This window comes from Nonomuraea rhizosphaerae (assembly GCF_019396405.1).
Lineage (GTDB): Bacteria > Actinomycetota > Actinomycetes > Streptosporangiales > Streptosporangiaceae > Nonomuraea > Nonomuraea rhizosphaerae.
Genome location: NZ_JAHKRL010000170.1, coordinates 1 through 16,484, shown reverse-complemented (window position 1 = coordinate 16,484; position 16,484 = coordinate 1). Strand labels below are relative to the sequence as shown.

Genomic DNA, 16,484 nt, shown 5'->3' with positions numbered 1-16,484 from the left:
CCTAGGAGCACCCGCCCGCCTCCCGGCGGCTGTGACGAGGGCCCAGGCCGAGTCTCCCCGGCCTGGGCCTTCGCGCCGCGCCTCACCGCTCGCGCCGCGCCTCACCGCTCGCGCCGCGCATCACCGCTCGGGCGGCGCCTCACCGCTCGGGCGGCAGGTCATCCTGGTCGTCGCGCATCGGGTCACCCGTGGAGTCGCGCATCGGGTCGCGGCGGACGTCACGGCTGTGCATCTCGTCGCCGCGGTCCAGCGGCCTGCCCTCCTCCTCGACCTCGATCCGCTCCCTGCGCACCTGGCCCTCGACGGTCTCGTCGTGCCGCTCCTTTTCGCGGCGGATGTGGACGCGCTCGACGGGCCGCGTCTCGGTGGCCTGCACCGGGCGCTCCTCGTAGACGACGATCGTCTCCTCGTCCTCGCTGATCTCCCCGGTCCCGAGCATCTCGTCGCCGTCGGTGATCGGCTCGCGATCGACCACGACGCGGTCCCGCTCCAGGGGCACCGTCCGCTGGACGTTCTCGGTGTCCACGTACTTGTGCAGGTGCACGCGGCCGGCCTCGTGCCGCTCCTTGCCGACGTGCATCTCCTCCTCGGACCGGGTCATGTCGAGGTCGCCGGTGCGCCCCATGTCCCGGTCGGACGTCGTGTCCCGATCGGAACCGCGCTTCTTGCCCTGCCCCATGCCCTGCTCGGACCTGCTCTGGGTAGGGATGCCCCGCATGCCGTAGTAGCGGTAGAGCTCGGCCTCCTCCGGCGCCGAGAGGTCGCCGTCGACGTCGATGTTCGGCGCGTGCTTGATGGTGTCCTTGTCGAAGGGGACATAGATCCCCTCGTTCGAGCGGCGTGAGTTCATCAGCGGGACGAACGTTTGCTTGAGCCCGAAGAGTCCCGTACGAACGGTCAGCCATTCGGGCCGGCCGGTGTGGTCGCTGATGTAGACCTGTCCCACCTTCCCGATCTCCTCGCCGTCCGCGCCGATGACGCGGCTGCCGAGCAGGCTGCGAACCTCTGTTTGCATTGCCACGGCGATCCCCCCGATTGCCGTCCGTCGGCAAGCCGACATGCCTGCCGAGATTCAAGAAGGACAAATACCCCGAATCACCTCAAACCCACACTATCTACGCGAGGTTTGGGGCCGTCTTGGACACCGCTTGGGACGGCGGAAGGACTATGGTGCAGGCATGGCGAGCTATCCCCCTCCGCGGCGGCGTCCGCTCGCAGCCGCGCCCGGCCGGCGGAACGCCCCATGTCCTGGCTGACGTACGCCTGCCAGCACCTGCCCGGCGTGACGGTGATCGCCGTGGGCGGCGAGCTCGACGTGACCAACGAGGGTCGGCTCGACCTGTTCGTACGGGAGTCCCGCCAGCGGCCCGGCGACCACCTCGTCTTCGACCTCACCGAGGTCCACTTCATGGACAGCGCCGGGCTGCGGGTGCTGCTCAACACCTACGCCTACTCCCGCCAGCACGGCGGAAGCGTCCGCCTGGCGGCGCTGCAGCCCATGCCCGCCAGGCTCGTCGAGGTGACCAGGATCGGCGAGCACCTGCCCGTGCACCTGTCGGTCCAGGACGCGCTCACCGCCGCGCTCACCCCCTCCCAGCCGCCCCGCCGCCCCACGGCCGGGAACGGCGCCCCTGTCCCCGGCGGCGGCGAGCCCGCCTCCGGGAGCGGTGAGCCCGCCTCCAGCGGTGGCGGGCCCGCGACGGGAGACAGCGGCCCCGTCACGGGCAACGGCCCCGGGGCCGCCTGAGCGGCCGGCGCGACGGGGCGGCGCGGCTCAGCCGTTCGCCGGCTGCTCGCTCTTGGGCTTGTCGTTCGTGGTGGAGGCCGTGCCTTCCTCGGTCTTCTCCTCCTCGCCGTCCTTCACCAGCTGGCCGCAGGTGAAGCCCTCCTCCCGCTCCGGGTCGAGCCGGATGTTGCCGAGGTTGGTCCCCTCGGCCGCGCGCCGGAAGGTCTCCATCTTGTCGCAGTCGTAGAAGAGGTACGTGCCGTCGCTCTCGCCGAGCAGCATGATGTCGCGCCCGTCGTACAGCGGCTTGTCGTCGCCGTCCTTCACCACCACCCACTGGTCCTGGAAGCCCACCGCGCCCAGCAGTTCGTTGGCCTGACCGGTGTTGCGCACGTCGATCGCGCCGAGCACCAGCCCGATGAGCAGGACCATGCCGAGCCCGATCCCGGTGAGCGCGCCGACCAGCACCTTCATCCCGGCCCGCCCGACCGGCTTACGGCGCAGCAGCCTGAACGGCACCACGAACGCCAGGATGCCGAGCACCAGGGCGAACAGCACATACGTGAGCGAGATCTCCTGGGCCAGGAGGTAGGTGATGCTCAGATAGGTGAGCCCGCACCAGGCGGCGGCCAGGATCGCCGCGATCCACGGCCGCCGCCTGATCCCGCCGACGATCCGGCCGATCAGGCCGCCGGTCAGCTTGTCGAGCAGCCAGCCCACCGCGACCAGCACCCCGATCGTGGGCAGCAGGACGAGCAGCAGGAGGATGAGCGTGCCCATGAGCCGTCCCAGCAGGACGGACTGGTCGATGCCCGCCTGTTCGGGATTGATGTCGAAGACCCAGTACATCTGCTGGATGCCCAGATAAAGCATTGCGTACAGGCCCACGCCCACGGGAACGACCACGGAGCCGATGCGCTCCAGCATGCCGATGACACTGCCCGTCTCCTGCTCCTCGGGCTCGGGAGAAGGAGGGGCCTCGGGGATATCCGTTAACTCTTGAGAGAGTCGATGCGACGTCATGTGGGATGACATTGCAGTGTCACGGTTGACTTTTGGTTGAAAGCGGATAAATAGTTAGGCCCGGAAGCCGTCCACCCGCTCGTGGCCTCCCCCGGCGGTGACCCTGACCCGCCTCATCGGCGCCCGCGTCGGCGAGAGGTGCGCCGGCTGCGGCAGCCACATCGTCAGCTGGACCGTGGTGCCCGTCGTGCCGGTCAGGAAGCAGGCGTTGTCGCACAGGCGGCGGATCAGGTAGATCCCCCTGCCGGTGAACGAGGAGTCGGCCGGCAGCCGGAGCCCGTCCACGTACCCGCCAGGTATGCCGGGGCCGTGGTCGGTGGTCTCCGACCGCAGCATCCGGTCGATCGTCCACAGCGTGAAGTGCCCACGCCCGCCGCCGTGCTCCACGGCGTTGATGACGCTCTCGTGCACGGCCAGGACGTAGTCCTCCAGCCGCGCTCCGGTCAGGCCGCAGGCCGCGGCCTGTTCGAACACCGTTCTCCTGAGGGCAGTCACGTCACGGATGGTGAAGGACTGAGCCAACAGGGTATGCATCGCAAGCTCCTCGTATGCGCCGGGCTGTCACCGCGTCGACATATAGGCCTCGCTTCTGGACCCTTTACAACCCTTCGCCCTTCCCTTTCCTTCAGGTCTTACACCGTCGGCCGGGATTTGGGCTACAAGCTCGGGAAATCCGGTCACGGCCGGGCGCCGACGCCGGAGGCCAGTTCGCGAAGCCTGCCACGGGCCGTGTCCGGCGCCAGTGGCGGGGTGTCCATGCCGGCGCCCGCGTACAGGCCCTCCAGCAGCTCTCGTACGGCCTCCTCCGCCGTGTGCTTGGGCGTCCATCCCAGCACATCGCGGGCTCGGCTCGTGTCCATCAGCGGGATCTGCAGGGCCAGCTCCAGCAGTCCGGGCGCGGCGGGCACCAGCCGCAGGTGCCACCCGGCGGCCACGGCCGTCCGCGCCACCCACGACGACACCGGCACGCTCCTGGCCTCCAGCAGCCGCGCCAGCACCTGGAAGTCGATCACCGGGTCCGCCGCCAGGTTGAACGGCCCCGACACGGGGTTGACCACCGCCAGCCGGAACGCCTCCCCCGCGTCGTCCGAGTGCAGCGCCTGGAGCTTGAGCCCCCGTACGTCCGGCACGAACGGCAGCCTGCCCGCCCTGATCGCCCGCCGCGGCAGGAACGGCCCGGCGAACAGCCGCCGCTGCTCGGTCGCGGCCTCCCGCTTGAAGATGAACCCCGGCCGCATCCGCACCACCCGGATGCCGGGGTTGTCGTTCTCGAAGACGTCGAGGACCCGCTCGACGTACGCCTTCTCCCGCCCGTACGCCGCCCCCGGCCAGCCGTGCGTCGGCCAGCTCTCGTCCACGGGCCGGTCCTGCGGCCCCGGCGAGTACGCCCCCACCGACGAGGCGTGCGCCAGCACCGGCACCCCCGTCTCCGCCACCGCGCGGAAGACCCGCATGCTGCCCAGCACGTTCGCCCGCCAGGTGACGTCGGCGTTCCTGGTCGGCTGGAACAGCCATGCCAGGTGCACCACCGCGTCGGCGCCGTCGAAGATCCCCGTCAGGTCGTCCACCGCCACGTCGGCGGTGCGCCACTCCGTCTTGCTCGGCTGCCACCCCGGTACCCGGCGCGCCACGCCGACGATCGAGCTCACCTCGCTGTCGGCCGCCAGCGCCTTGACCACACTCGTGCCCACATTGCCCGTCGCCCCCACCACGACCACTCTCATGCGGCTCCGCTGCCCCGCCTCACGGCCGCGAAACCCTGTCTGATCTGCGATTTCGCGGCCGCCCCTGCAAACCGGTGGTTAAGGCGCGAGCAGCACCTTTATCGCTCCGTCCCGCTTCTTCTGGAAGATCTCGTACCCGTGCGGCGCCTCCTGCAGCGGCAGCCGGTGGGTGGCCAGATCCATCACCCCGAGCGGGTCGGCGTCGTCGCTCACCAGCGGCATCACCGCGTCGATCCACCGCCGGACGTGCGCCTGGCCCATCCGGATCGTGACGCCCTTGTCGAACATCCGCAGCATCGGCAGCGGATCCGTCATCCCGCCGTAGACGCCGCTGAGCGAGATGACGCCGCCGCGCCGGACGGTGTCGATGGCCTGGTTCAGCACCGCCAGCCGGTCCACCCCCGCGCGGGACATCAGCGGCGCGGCGAGCGCGTCCGGCAGCAGCCCCGTCGCCTGCTGGGCGAGCCGCGCGGCGGGCGAGCCGTGCGCCTCCATGCCGACGGCGTCGATCACCGAGTCGGTGCCGCGCCCGGAGGTGAGGTCGCGCACCGCGTCGGGCACGTCGCCCGCGTGACGCGCGTCGATGACCTCGGCGCCGTGCCGCCGGGCCATCTCCAGGCGTTCGGGTACGCCGTCCACGCCGATCACCCGGTAGCCCCGGTGACGGGCGATGCGGACGCACATCTGGCCGATGGGCCCGAGGCCGAAGACGGTGACGCTGCCGCCGTCGGGCACGTGCGCCCACTCGACGGCCTGCCAGGAGGTGGGCACCACGTCCGACAGGTAGACGAACCGCTCGTCCGGCGGACCCTCCGGCACCTTGATCGGGCCGAACTGGGCCTGCGGCACCCTCAGGTACTCGGCCTGCCCGCCGGGCACCTGCCCGTACAGCTTGGTGTAGCCGAACAGCGCCGCCCCCATGCCCTGCTCGCGCACCTGGGTGGTCTCGCACTGCGCGTACAGCTCCAGCCCGCACATGTGACAGTGCCCGCATGAGATGTTGAACGGCACCACGACGCGGTCACCCGGCCGCAGGTTCGTGACCTCGGCGCCGACCTCCTCGACGATGCCCATGGGCTCGTGCCCGAGGATGTCCCCCTCGCCCATGAACGGGCCGAGGACCTCGTACAGGTGCAGGTCCGAGCCGCAGATCCCGGTGGTGGTGACCTTGATGACGGCGTCCGTCGGCTCCTTGACGACCGGGTCGGGCACCTCCTCGACCCGCACGTCGCGCTTGCCGTGCCAGGTAACAGCCTTCATGGCGCCTCCTCGATCTGACGGTCCTACTCGGGCGGGGCGGTCATGGGGCGTGCGGCGAGCGCCTCGGCGACGGCGAACAGGTTGGCCGCCATGGCCCGCCCGGTCTTGTGCGACCACTCGCGTCCCTGGTCGGTGTCGAGGTAGTCGGGCCCCGGCCCCGGCCCGAGGTGCCAGTAGGTCCACGCCTGGCCGGGAATCGTGTACCCGATGTCGCCCAGCGCCCCGGTGATCTCGCTGGTCACGTGGTGCGCGCCGTCCTCGTTGCCGGTCACGACCACGCCGGCCACCCGGTCGTAGGCCACGGGACGGCCGGCGTCGTCGGTCTCGGAGATCATCGCGTCCATGCGCTCCAGCACCCGCTGGGCGACCGACGACGGGTGCCCGACCCAGGTGGGCGTCGCCATGATCAGGATCTCGGCCCGCAGCAGCGTGTCGTGCACGCGCGGCCACCCGTCCCCGGGCCCCATATCGGTCTGCACTCCGGGCCGTATGTCCAGGTCGACGGCCCTGACCGTGTCGACCTCGACCTTGCGCTCGCGCAACTCCGCGGCCACGACCTCGGCCAGGGCCTCGGTGTTGGACTGCTCGGGCCCGGGCTTCAACGTGCAGTTGATCACCACAGCTCGCATCTCACGACCTCCTCAGAGGCCGCCTACCCGATCAGCCCACGTCAAACGGCTAGCCCCAGCCGTCGTCGTGGTTCGACATGGTCGCCCTCCTTTCGTCGCCCGCACCGTAACCCTGTTTTGCGCATATGCGCAATACGAATGTCTTAGGCGTACGCCTGAGGCGCACGCGCCAGTCTGCGGTAGCATCCACGCATGGGAAACCGGGAGGACCTGCTGGCCGGGGCGCGCAAGTGCCTGGCGGAGAAGGGCTGGGGCCGCACCACCGTGCGCGACATCTCCGCCGCCTCCGGCGGGGTGAGCATGGCCGCCATCGGCTACCACTTCGGGTCACGGGAGGCGCTGCTCAACGCCGCGCTCATCCAGTCCATAGAGGAGTGGGGCGACCGGATGGAGGAGGTGCTGTCGGCCCACATCTCACCCGACGCGACCCCGGCCGAACGGTTCGAGGCGACATGGGGCGGGATCGTCGAGTCGTTCACCACGCACCGGGCGCTGTGGCTGTCCAGCATCGAGGCGCTGCTGCAGGCGGAGCACGCGCCCGAGCTGCGCGAGCGGCTGGCCGCCGGCAACAGGGACGGCCGCCGCGGGTTCGCGGCCCTGGTGCTGGGGGTGCCGGAGGGGGAGATCGGCAGCGAGAGGGACCTGCGGATCGGGTCGGCGCAGCTCGCCCTGTTCTCGGGGACGATGCTGCAGTGGCTGCTCGACCCCGAGCATGCCCCGACCGGCAAGGACGTGCCGGCGGGCGTGCGTGAGCTGGTGGCGGAGATCTACGGGCGCTAGTCGAGCTCGGCGAGCTTCATTGCCTCCTCGACCAGGGTCTCCACGATCTGCGACTCGGGCACGGTCTTGATCACCTGGCCCTTGACGAAGATCTGCCCCTTGCCGTTGCCGGAGGCCACGCCCAGGTCGGCCTCACGTGCCTCGCCGGGACCGTTGACGACGCAGCCCATGACGGCCACCCGCAGCGGGTACGGGAAGCCGTCGAGCGCGGCGCCGACCCGATCGGCCAGCGTGTAGACGTCCACCTGGGCCCGCCCGCACGACGGGCACGAGACGATCTCCAGCCGCCGCTCACGCAGCCCGAGCGACTCCAGCACGCCGATGCCGACCTTGACCTCCTCCACCGGAGGGGCCGACAGCGAGACCCTGATCGTGTCGCCGATGCCCTCCTCCAGCAGCACCCCGAAGGCCACCGCCGACTTGATCGTCCCCTGCATGAGCGGCCCCGCCTCGGTCACGCCGAGGTGCAGCGGGTAGTCGCAGGAGGCGGCCAGCAGCCGGTAGGCGGCGATCATCACCTGCGGGTCATGGTGCTTGACCGAGATCTTGATGTCGCCGAAACCGTGCTCCTCGAACAGCGAGCACTCCCACAGCGCCGACTCCACCAGCGCCTCCGGCGTGGCCTTGCCGTACTTCTCCAGCAGCCGGGGGTCGAGCGAGCCGGCGTTGACGCCGATCCGGATCGGCACGCCGTGGTCGGCCGCCGCCCGCGCGATCTCGCCCACCTTGTCGTCGAACTTCCTGATGTTGCCGGGATTGACGCGCACCGCCGCGCAGCCAGCCTCGATCGCGGCGAAGACGTACTTGGGCTGGAAGTGGATGTCGGCGATGACAGGAATCTGCGACTTGCGGGCGATGACCGGCAGCGCGTCGGCGTCGTCCTGGGACGGCACGGCCACCCGGACGATCTGGCACCCGGCGGCGGTCAGCTCGGCGATCTGCTGGAGCGTGGCGTTGACGTCGGCGGTGACGGTCGTGGTCATCGACTGCACGGAGACGGGCGCGTCACCGCCGACGGGCACCGGGCCCACCATCAGGCGGCGGGAGACGCGCCTCGCCCGCGTGACGCGGTGCGGGAGGGCCGGGATGCCGAGGTTCACAGTGGCCATCTGTCAAGTTCCCTTCGTGCCGCTGACGCGATGCCCAGGCCGGTCAGGCCCGCCTCGGCCAGCAGTTCGGAGCGGCCGCCGTGCGGGATGAAGTCGCACGGCAGCCCGAGGTTGAGTACGTGCTGTCCTGGTGGGCACGCCTGTCTGATCAGGGACCCGACCCCGGAGACGGCGACGCCGTCCTCCACGGTGATCACCAGCGCGCTGCCGCGGGCCGCCTCGGCCAGGTCGTCGCCGACCGGGATCACCCAGCGCGGGTCCACCACGGTCACGCCGAGCCCGTCGCCGGTGAGCAGCGCCGCGGCGTCCAGGCACGCCCCGGCCGTCGCGCCCACCGCCACGATCAGCACGTCACGGCCGCTCGACGACAGGACGTCCATCTCACCGAAGGCGCCCACCGCCGGCAGCTCCGCGCCGACCTGGGCCTTGGGGAAGCGCAGCGCCGTCGGGCCGCGGTGGTCGCAGGCCTCCTCCAGCAGCTCGCACAGCCGTACGGCGTCACGCGGCGCGGCGACCCGCATGCCGGGCACGATCGAGAGCAGCGGCAGGTCCCACATGCCGTGGTGGCTGGCCCCGTCGGGCCCGGTGATCCCGGCCCGGTCCAGGACCAGCGTGACAGGCAGCCGGTGCAGCGCGACGTCCATCAGCACCTGGTCGACGGCGCGGTTGAGGAAGGTGGCGTAGACGGCGACGACCGGGTGCAGCCCGGCCATCGCCATGCCCGCCGCCGAGGCGAGCGCCTGCTGCTCGGCGATGCCGACGTCGAACATCCGGCCCGGGAAGCGCCTGCCGAACGCCGCCAGCCCCGTCGGCCCCGGCATGGCGGCGGTGATCGCGACCAGGTCGGGACGGCGCTCGCCCAGCGCGCACAGCTGGTCGGAGAAGGCGCGCGTCCAGGTCACGCCGGACGACAGCGGACGCCCGGTCACCGGGTCGCTGACGGGGATGGCGTGCAGGTGCTCGTCGAGGTCGCCGAGCGCGGGCCGGTAACCCTGGCCCTTACGGGTGAGGCAGTGGACCACGACGGGCTCCCCCATTTCGCGTGCGGTGGTCAGGGCGGCCTCGACCGCCGCGACGTCATGACCGTCGACCGGGCCGACATAGCGCAGGCCCAGGCTCTCGAACAGGTTTCCCCTGCCGGGGTGGGACGCGGTGGCGAGCTGCCGCAGGTGCCGCGCGCAGCCGCCGACCGTCGGGGCGTAGGAGCGGCCGTTGTCGTTGAGCACCACGACGACCGGCCGTCGCGGGTCCGCCGCCAGGTTGTTGAGGGCCTCCCAGGCCACCCCGCCGGTGAGCGCGCCGTCGCCGACGACGGCCACCACCGCGGACTCGTGGTCGCCGCGCAGCTCGCGCGCCTTGGCCAGGCCGTCGGCGTAGGACAGGGCGGTGGAGGCGTGAGAGCTGTCGACGTGGTCGTGGACGGACTCGTGGCGGGCCGGGTAGCCGCTGAGCCCGCCGCGCCGGCGCAGCTCGTCGAACTCGGCGCGGCGCCCGGTGAGGATCTTGTGCACGTACGCCTGGTGGCCGGTGTCGAAGACGATCGCGTCGCGCGGCGACTCGAAGACCCGGTGCAGCGCGATCGTCAGCTCGACGATGCCGAGATTGGACCCTAAGTGACCGCCCCGCGCGGTCACCTTCTGGACGAGGAACTCGCGGATCTCGCCGGCCAGGACCCGCAGCTCGGCGGCGGACAGATCACACAGGTCATGGGGTTGGGAGACATGGGACAGAAGTGGAGTCATGGCATCCCCACGGAGTGATTCCGCTACATGCGGTAAAGGGTTTGCTACGGAAAGACTTTACACCCTCCGTGTTCAAAGGATAACTATTGGTAGTGAACGCTTTACAGAAGGAGCCTTGCAGGATGACGGTCGGCGTACGGCAAGACCTCGTGGGACCCCGTGTCGACGACCGCCTCAAGGGCTGTCTCGACGAGTGGCGCGCCCCGATCTCCGACCCCGACGTGGTGGCGGCCTACGAGCTGCTGTCGGGCTTCATCCTCGGCGGCGGCAAGCGCGTACGCCCGCAGCTGTGCTACTGGGGCTGGCGCGGGGCGGGCGGCGACGACTGCGACGAGATCATCACCGCGGCGGCGGCCCTGGAGCTGTGCCACTGCGGCCTGCTCATCCACGACGACATCATGGACGGCAGCGAGCTGCGCAGGGGGCACTCGACCGTCCACCGGAGCCTGGCGCGCCTGCACGAGGGGCCCGGCGCGGAGGCGTTCGGCCAGTCAGGCGGGATCCTGCTCGGGGCTCTCAGCCTGGCCTGGTCGGACGCGCTGCTGTCGTCGTGCGGGGTCGAGCCGGTCCGGCTGCGCGCCGCGCACCACCTGTTCGACGCCATGCGCACCGAGGTCATCAGCGGCCAGTACCTGGACATCCTCGGCCAGCTCCGCGCCGGCGCGACCGTCGCGCAGGCGCTGACCGTGATCCGCTACAAGACGGCCAAGTACACCGTGGAGCGCCCGCTGCAGATCGGCGGCGCGCTGGCCGGGGCCGACGAGGCGCTGCTGGAGCGCTACTCGGCGTTCGGCGTGCCGATCGGCGAGGCCTTCCAGCTCCGCGACGACGTGCTCGGCATGTTCGGCGCGTCGGCCGACACCGGCAAGTCGTCGCTCGACGACCTGCGCGAGGGCAAGCACACCGTCCTGTTCGCGCACGCCGTGCGGCGGGCCACGCCCGCGCAGCTCGCGTACCTGCGCGCCTGGCACGGCAACCAGGACCTGGCGGAGGAGCAGGCCGACGAGGTGCGCGCGATCATCCGAGATTCCGGCGCCCTGACCCAGGTCGAGAACATGATCGACGATCGGGTCCGCGACGCCGCCGAGGCGCTCGACGGAGCGCCCGTCACTCCCGAGGCGCGCGTGGCGCTGACCCTGCTGGCCGACCAGCTCGCGCACCGGGACCGGTAGGAGGAAAAGGTCATGGGACGAGTGCTTCTGGCGGCCCCGCGCGGCTACTGCGCGGGGGTGGAACGTGCCATCGAGGCGGTCCAGGAGGTGCTGAGACGGCACGGGCCGCCCGTCTACGTGCGCAAACAGATCGTCCACAACACCCACGTGGTCGACGACCTCACCCGGCGCGGCGCGATCTTCGTCGACGAGCTCGACGAGGTGCCCGACGGCGCCCTGGTCGTGTTCTCGGCGCACGGCGTCGCGCCCGCCGTCAAGGGCGAGGCGGCCCGCCGCGACATGCGTACGGTCGACGCGACCTGCCCGCTGGTCACCAAGGTGCACAAGGAGGCCGTGCGGCTGGCCGGCGAGGGCCACGAGATCGTGCTCATCGGGCACGCCGACCACGAGGAGGTCGAGGGCACGCTGGGCGAGGCCCCCGACCGCATCCACGTGGTGGACCCGGCCCGCACCGAGGAGCTGCGGACCGGCGGCTCGGCCAGGATGAGCTGGCTGTCGCAGACCACGCTCTCGGTCGACGAGACGATGACCGCGGTCGCCCGGCTGCGCGAGCGGTTCCCGCAGCTGGCCGACCCGCCGAGCGACGACATCTGCTACGCCAGCCAGAACCGCCAGGAGGCGATCACCAGGATCGCCGCCGAGTGCGAGCTGGTCATCGTCGTCGGCTCGGCCAACTCCTCCAACTCGCGCCGCCTCGTCGAGGTGGCGCTGAGCGCGGGCGCGGGCGCCGCCCACCTCGTCGACAGGGCCGGCGACGCCGACGAGCGCTGGCTCGACGGCGTCGAGACCGTCGGCGTGACGTCGGGCGCCTCCGTCCCCGAAGTACTGGTCTCCGAGCTGCTCGACTGGCTGCTCGCGCGCGGCTTCGCCGACGTCGAGCCGGTCACGCTGACCGAGGAGACCCTCACGTTCTCCCTCCCGCCCGAGCTCCGATCCGCTCGGCACTCCGGCTAGTCATCCGATGAAGATTGGTGGTGCCTCATGACCGAATCGACCGAATCAACCGCGCCCAATGGAGGCCAGCTCAGCCTCAGCACCGATGCGGCGAAGAACCTGGCGACCACGACCAAGACGCCGCCGCAGATGCAGGAGATCACCTCACGGTGGCTGCTCAAGCTGCTGCCCTGGGTGCAGTGCTCCGGCGGCGTCTTCCGGGTCAACCGCCGCCTGACGTACACGCTGGGCGACGGCCGCATCACCTTCACCACCGAGGGCTCGCAGGTGCGCGTCATCCCGGCCGAGCTGACCGAGATGCGGCTGCTGTCCGGCTTCGACGACAGTGAGGTGCTCGGCGCGCTCGCCGAGCGCTTCAGCCAGCGCGAGTGCGAGCCCGGCGAGGAGATCGTCCGCGAGGGCACCCCGATCGACCAGCTCATCCTCATCGCCCACGGCCGGGTCACCCGGACCAAGCAGGGCTCCTACGACGGCGACCAGAACCTGGGCGTGCTGGCCGACGGCGACCACTTCGGCGAGGACCTGCTGGACGACCCGGACGTGTGGGACTACACCGCGCGGGCCAAGACCGCCTGCACCCTGCTCACGCTCTCGCAGCAGGACCTGGAGTCGGTCATCGAGCAGTCGCCCGAGCTGCGCGACTTCCTGGAGGGCCGCCGGGCCGACAGGGACGCGGCCCAGAACGACTACGGCGAGGCCGCCATCGACATGTCCTCGGGCCACATGGGCGAGCAGGTGCTCCCCGGCACGTTCGTGGACTACGAGCTGAGCCCCCGCGAGTACGAGCTGAGCGTCGCCCAGACGATCCTGCGGGTGCACAGCAGGGTCACCGACCTGTACAACCAGCCGATGAGCCAGCTCGACCAGCAGCTCAGGCTGACCGTCGAGGCGCTGCGCGAGCGGCAGGAGCACGAGCTGGTCAACAACCGCGAGTTCGGGCTGCTGCACAACGCCGACTTCAGCCAGCGCATCCGCACCCGCGACGGCGCCCCCACCCCCGACGACCTCGACGACCTGCTGGCCACAGTCTGGAAGGAGCCCTCCTTCTTCCTGGCACACCCGCGCGCCATCGCCGCCTTCGGCAGGGAGTGCAGCAAGCGCGGCATCTACCCGCAGGCCAGCGAGGTCAACGGGCACCGGATCCCGGCCTGGCGCGGGGTGCCGATCTTCCCGTGCAACAAGATCCCGATCTCCGGCACGCACACCACGTCGGTCATGCTGATGCGCACCGGCCAGGAGAACCAGGGCGTGATCGGCCTGCACCAGACCGGCATCCCCGACGAGTACCAGCCGAGCCTGTCGGTCCGTTTCATGAACGTCAACGAGAAGGCCATCATCTCCTACCTGGTCAGCGCCTACTACTCCGCCGCCGTCCTCGTCCCCGACGCCCTCGCGGTGCTGGAAGACGTCGAGCTCGGTAACTGACGGCGGACCGGTTCACCCGGCGTTATTGATTGGTGGTGTTTCGGTTGACGGAGATGGACCAGCGGGACCAGAGGCAGAGTCTCGGCACGGAGGCGGCGCGCACGCTCGCCACCACGACCAAGACCGCCCCGCAGATGCAGGAGATCACCTCACGCTGGCTGCTGCGGGCGCTCCCGTGGGTACATGTCGGCGCCGGCACCTACCGGGTGAACCGCCGGCTCACCTACCAGGTCGGTGCCGGCAAGGTCAGCTTCACCAGCGTCGGGGCGGCGATGCGGGTCGTCGCTCCCACGCTCACCGAGCTGCCGCTGCTGCGCGGGTGCGAGGACCACGACCTGCTCACGACCTTGGCGGGCCTGTTCGAGCAGCGCGAGTACGCGGCGGGCGAGACGATCGTGGAGGAGGGCCAGCCGGCGGACGACCTCGTGCTCATCGGCCACGGCAGGGTGCAGAAGGTACAGACCGGCGCGTACGGCACCGACGTCGTCCAGGACACGCTGACCGACGGCGACCACACCGTCAACGGCCTGCCCGGCGCGGAGGACCGGTGGCCGTACACGCTGAGGGCCGGCACCACCTGCACGGTGCTGATCCTTCCGTGGCTGGGGTTCCGCGCGCTGATGGACAGCGACCCGTCGATGTGGGAGCGGGTCTACGCCAACCTGGACCAGCTGTCCAAACCGCAGAACAAGCACGGCGAGGCCGCGATCGCCATGGCCGCCGGCCACACCGGGGAGCAGCCGCTGCCCGGCACGTTCGTGGACTACGAGCTGAGCCCGCGCGAGTACGAGCTGAGCGTCTCCCAGACCCGGGTCAGGGTGCACACCAGGGTGGCCGACCTCTACAGCGAGCCGATGGACCAGACCGCCCAGCAGATCCGGCTCGCCGTCCAGGCCCTGCGGGAGACGCAGGAGCGGGAGCTGCTCGTCAACCGGGACTTCGGGCTGCTGCACAACGTCCATCCGACGCAGCGGATCTCCACCCGCGAGGGGCCGCCCACCCCGTACGACCTCGACGAGCTTCTGTGCCGCAGGAAGAAGACCCGTTATTACCTGGCCCATCCGCGCGCCATCGCGGCGATCGGCAGGCAGTGCACCGCGTTCGGCGTCTACCCGGACGTCGTGGAGATCGACGGGGTCCGGCTGACGGCCTGGCGCGGCGTGCCGATCCTGCCGTGCGACAAGCTCCCGATCAGCCGGCACGGCACCACCTCGATCCTGGCGTTCCGGGTGGGCGAGGAGGACTCGGGGGTCGTCGGGCTGTACCAGACCGGCATCCCGGACGAGTACGAGCCGGGCCTCAACGTGCGCCTGACCGGCATCGACGAGAAGGGGATCATGAGCTACCTGATCAGCGCCTACTACTCGGCGGCCGTCCTGGTGCCCAACGCGCTCGGCATGCTGGAGAACGTCGAGGTGGCGGGCTGATGCCTCGCGCCCACGAGGAAGGGGCTCACTGATCCATGGCGCAGCCGTTCGAACTGCCCGACTTCTACGTGCCGTACCCCGCCCGGCTCAACCCGCATCTGGAGGAGGCGCGGGCCCACTCCAGGGAGTGGGCCCGTGGCATGGGGATGCTGGAGGGGTCGGGGGTGTGGGAGCAGGCCGACCTCGACGCCCACGACTACGCCCTGCTGTGCGCGTACACGCATCCCGACTGCGACGCCGACGAGCTGTCGCTGATCACGGACTGGTACGTGTGGGTGTTCTTCTTCGACGACCAGTTCCTGACGCTGTTCAAGCGCACCCATGACCGCGGGAGCGGCAAGGAGTACCTGGACCGGCTGCCCGCGTTCATGCCCATGGACCTGTCGTGCGGCACTCCCGAGCCGGTGAACCCGGTGGAGGCGGGGCTGGCCGACCTGTGGGCGCGCACCGTGCCGGCCAGGTCACTGGCCTGGCGGGAGCGTTTCGCGGAGAGCACCCGCAACCTGCTGAACGAGTCGCTCTGGGAGCTTTCCAACATCAACGCGGGCCGGGTGCCCAACCCGGTCGAGTACATCGAGATGCGGCGCAAGGTCGGCGGGGCGCCGTGGGGGGCCGGGCTGGTCGAGCACGCGGTGGGGGCCGAGGTGCCGGCCTCGATCGCCGGGTCGCGACCGATGCGGGTGCTGTGCGACACGTTCTCCGACGCGGTGCACCTGCGCAACGACCTGTTCTCCTACCAGCGCGAGACCCAGGACGAGGGCGAGCTGAGCAACGGCGTCCTGGTGCTGGAGACGTTCCTGGGGTGCACGACGCAGGAGGCGGCCGACTCGGTCAACGACCTGCTGACCTCGCGGTTGCAGCAGTTCGAGCACACGGTGTTCATCGAGCTGGGGCCGCTGTTCGTCGAGCGCGGGCTCGATCCGCTGTCGTGCGCGGGCGTGCTCGCCTACGTCAAGGGGCTGCAGGACTGGCAGTCGGGCGGGCACGCCTGGCACCTGCGCTCCAGCAGGTACATGAACGAGAAGGCCGGCGGCGACCGGCCGCTGGGCATGACGTCGCTGGTGAACCTGCTCGGGGCCAAGCGGATCCGTACCTTCACCCACACGCCGTACACGCCGGTGGGGCCGTCCCGGATCCCGGACGTATACATGCCCTTCAAGGTCAGGCTCTCGCCCCACCTGGCCGCCGCCCGCCGGAACGTGATCACGTGGGCGCACGCGATGGGCATCCTGGAGGCTCAGCCGGGTGTGGCCGGCTCCGCCGTCTGGGACGAGGACAAGCTCGCCGACTACGACCTGCCGCTGTGCGCGGCGGGGCTCGACCCCGACGCCACCCCGGAGCAGCTCGACCTGGGCTCGGCCTGGCTGGCCTGGGGCACCTACGGCGACGACTACTTTCCCGTCGTGTTCGGCAGGTCGCGCAACCTGTCCGCGGCCCGCGTCACCGTGGCACGGTTCGAGATGTTCATGCCGCTCGACAGCTCGCCGCCGCCGGCGCCGGCGAGTGCGCTGGA

The 16,484-nt window shown here is 70.7% G+C and carries 15 protein-coding genes; 7 read left to right on the top strand and 8 right to left on the bottom strand.

Annotation, left to right across the window (positions count from 1 at the left end; genetic code table 11):
- Window positions 1-139 precede the first annotated feature (139 nt).
- Window positions 140-1,015: a PRC and DUF2382 domain-containing protein gene (locus KME77_RS08475; RefSeq protein ID WP_246609430.1), complete on the bottom strand. Its 876-nt coding sequence runs from the start codon at window positions 1,013-1,015 to the stop codon at window positions 140-142.
- A gap of 228 nt (window positions 1,016-1,243) precedes the next feature.
- Here KME77_RS08475 and KME77_RS08470 point away from each other — a divergent pair, with 228 nt between their 5' ends.
- Window positions 1,244-1,747: an STAS domain-containing protein gene (locus KME77_RS08470; protein ID WP_219463683.1), complete on the top strand. Its 504-nt coding sequence runs from the start codon at window positions 1,244-1,246 to the stop codon at window positions 1,745-1,747.
- A 27-nt stretch (window positions 1,748-1,774) separates the two neighbouring features.
- On the opposite strand, the gene KME77_RS08465 is transcribed toward KME77_RS08470, so the two are convergent.
- The 5 genes from KME77_RS08465 to KME77_RS08445 all read right to left on the bottom strand — a co-directional run bounded on the left by KME77_RS08465 (window position 1,775) and on the right by KME77_RS08445 (window position 6,362).
- A complete protein-coding gene (locus tag KME77_RS08465) occupies window positions 1,775-2,653 on the bottom strand; it encodes a hypothetical protein (protein ID WP_219463680.1) in 879 nt (292 codons plus the stop codon).
- A gap of 150 nt (window positions 2,654-2,803) precedes the next feature.
- Window positions 2,804-3,244 (bottom strand): ATP-binding protein, encoded by a 441-nt coding sequence (locus tag KME77_RS08460; RefSeq protein WP_219463679.1) that lies wholly within the window; start codon window positions 3,242-3,244, stop codon window positions 2,804-2,806.
- A gap of 182 nt (window positions 3,245-3,426) precedes the next feature.
- The gene (locus KME77_RS29775) at window positions 3,427-4,473 is read right to left on the bottom strand and encodes an NAD-dependent epimerase/dehydratase family protein (protein ID WP_219463678.1); all 1,047 of its coding nucleotides are present in this window, start codon (window positions 4,471-4,473) and stop codon (window positions 3,427-3,429) included.
- Window positions 4,474-4,551: 78 nt separating this feature from the next.
- The gene (locus KME77_RS08450) at window positions 4,552-5,733 is read right to left on the bottom strand and encodes a zinc-dependent alcohol dehydrogenase (RefSeq protein WP_219463677.1); all 1,182 of its coding nucleotides are present in this window, start codon (window positions 5,731-5,733) and stop codon (window positions 4,552-4,554) included.
- 23 nt (window positions 5,734-5,756) lie between these two features.
- The gene (locus KME77_RS08445; protein ID WP_219463676.1) at window positions 5,757-6,362 is read right to left on the bottom strand and encodes a flavodoxin family protein; all 606 of its coding nucleotides are present in this window, start codon (window positions 6,360-6,362) and stop codon (window positions 5,757-5,759) included.
- A 192-nt stretch (window positions 6,363-6,554) separates the two neighbouring features.
- Here KME77_RS08445 and KME77_RS08440 point away from each other — a divergent pair, with 192 nt between their 5' ends.
- Entirely contained in the window at window positions 6,555-7,142 is a 588-nt protein-coding gene (locus KME77_RS08440; protein WP_219463674.1) for a TetR/AcrR family transcriptional regulator, read from the top strand.
- On the opposite strand, the gene ispG is transcribed toward KME77_RS08440, so the two are convergent.
- Both ispG and KME77_RS08430 read right to left on the bottom strand, forming a co-directional pair.
- Window positions 7,139-8,251, bottom strand: coding sequence for a flavodoxin-dependent (E)-4-hydroxy-3-methylbut-2-enyl-diphosphate synthase (gene ispG / locus KME77_RS08435; protein WP_219463672.1), 1,113 nt, complete (start codon window positions 8,249-8,251; stop codon window positions 7,139-7,141). The genes KME77_RS08440 and ispG overlap by 4 nt on opposite strands.
- The gene (locus KME77_RS08430) at window positions 8,239-9,993 is read right to left on the bottom strand and encodes a 1-deoxy-D-xylulose-5-phosphate synthase (RefSeq protein WP_219463670.1); all 1,755 of its coding nucleotides are present in this window, start codon (window positions 9,991-9,993) and stop codon (window positions 8,239-8,241) included. The genes ispG and KME77_RS08430 overlap by 13 nt, the downstream gene beginning before the upstream one ends.
- A 122-nt stretch (window positions 9,994-10,115) precedes the next feature.
- Here KME77_RS08430 and KME77_RS08425 point away from each other — a divergent pair, with 122 nt between their 5' ends.
- The 5 genes from KME77_RS08425 to KME77_RS08405 all read left to right on the top strand — a co-directional run.
- Window positions 10,116-11,165 carry a polyprenyl synthetase family protein gene (locus KME77_RS08425; RefSeq protein WP_219463668.1) on the top strand — a complete coding sequence of 350 codons (1,050 nt, stop codon included), beginning with the start codon at window positions 10,116-10,118 and terminating at the stop codon, window positions 11,163-11,165.
- A gap of 21 nt (window positions 11,166-11,186) precedes the next feature.
- Window positions 11,187-12,119: a 4-hydroxy-3-methylbut-2-enyl diphosphate reductase gene (locus KME77_RS08420; RefSeq protein ID WP_219463690.1), complete on the top strand. Its 933-nt coding sequence runs from the start codon at window positions 11,187-11,189 to the stop codon at window positions 12,117-12,119.
- 27 nt (window positions 12,120-12,146) lie between these two features.
- On the top strand, window positions 12,147-13,544 hold the full coding sequence (locus tag KME77_RS08415; RefSeq protein ID WP_219463667.1) for a family 2B encapsulin nanocompartment shell protein: 1,398 nt from the start codon (window positions 12,147-12,149) through the stop codon (window positions 13,542-13,544).
- A gap of 53 nt (window positions 13,545-13,597) precedes the next feature.
- Window positions 13,598-14,971, top strand: a complete 1,374-nt coding sequence (locus tag KME77_RS08410) for a family 2B encapsulin nanocompartment shell protein (RefSeq protein ID WP_219463688.1) — start codon at window positions 13,598-13,600, stop codon at window positions 14,969-14,971.
- Between the two features lie 35 nt (window positions 14,972-15,006).
- On the top strand, window positions 15,007-16,484 hold a 1,478-nt coding region (locus KME77_RS08405; protein ID WP_219463665.1), incomplete at its 3' end, for a terpene synthase family protein.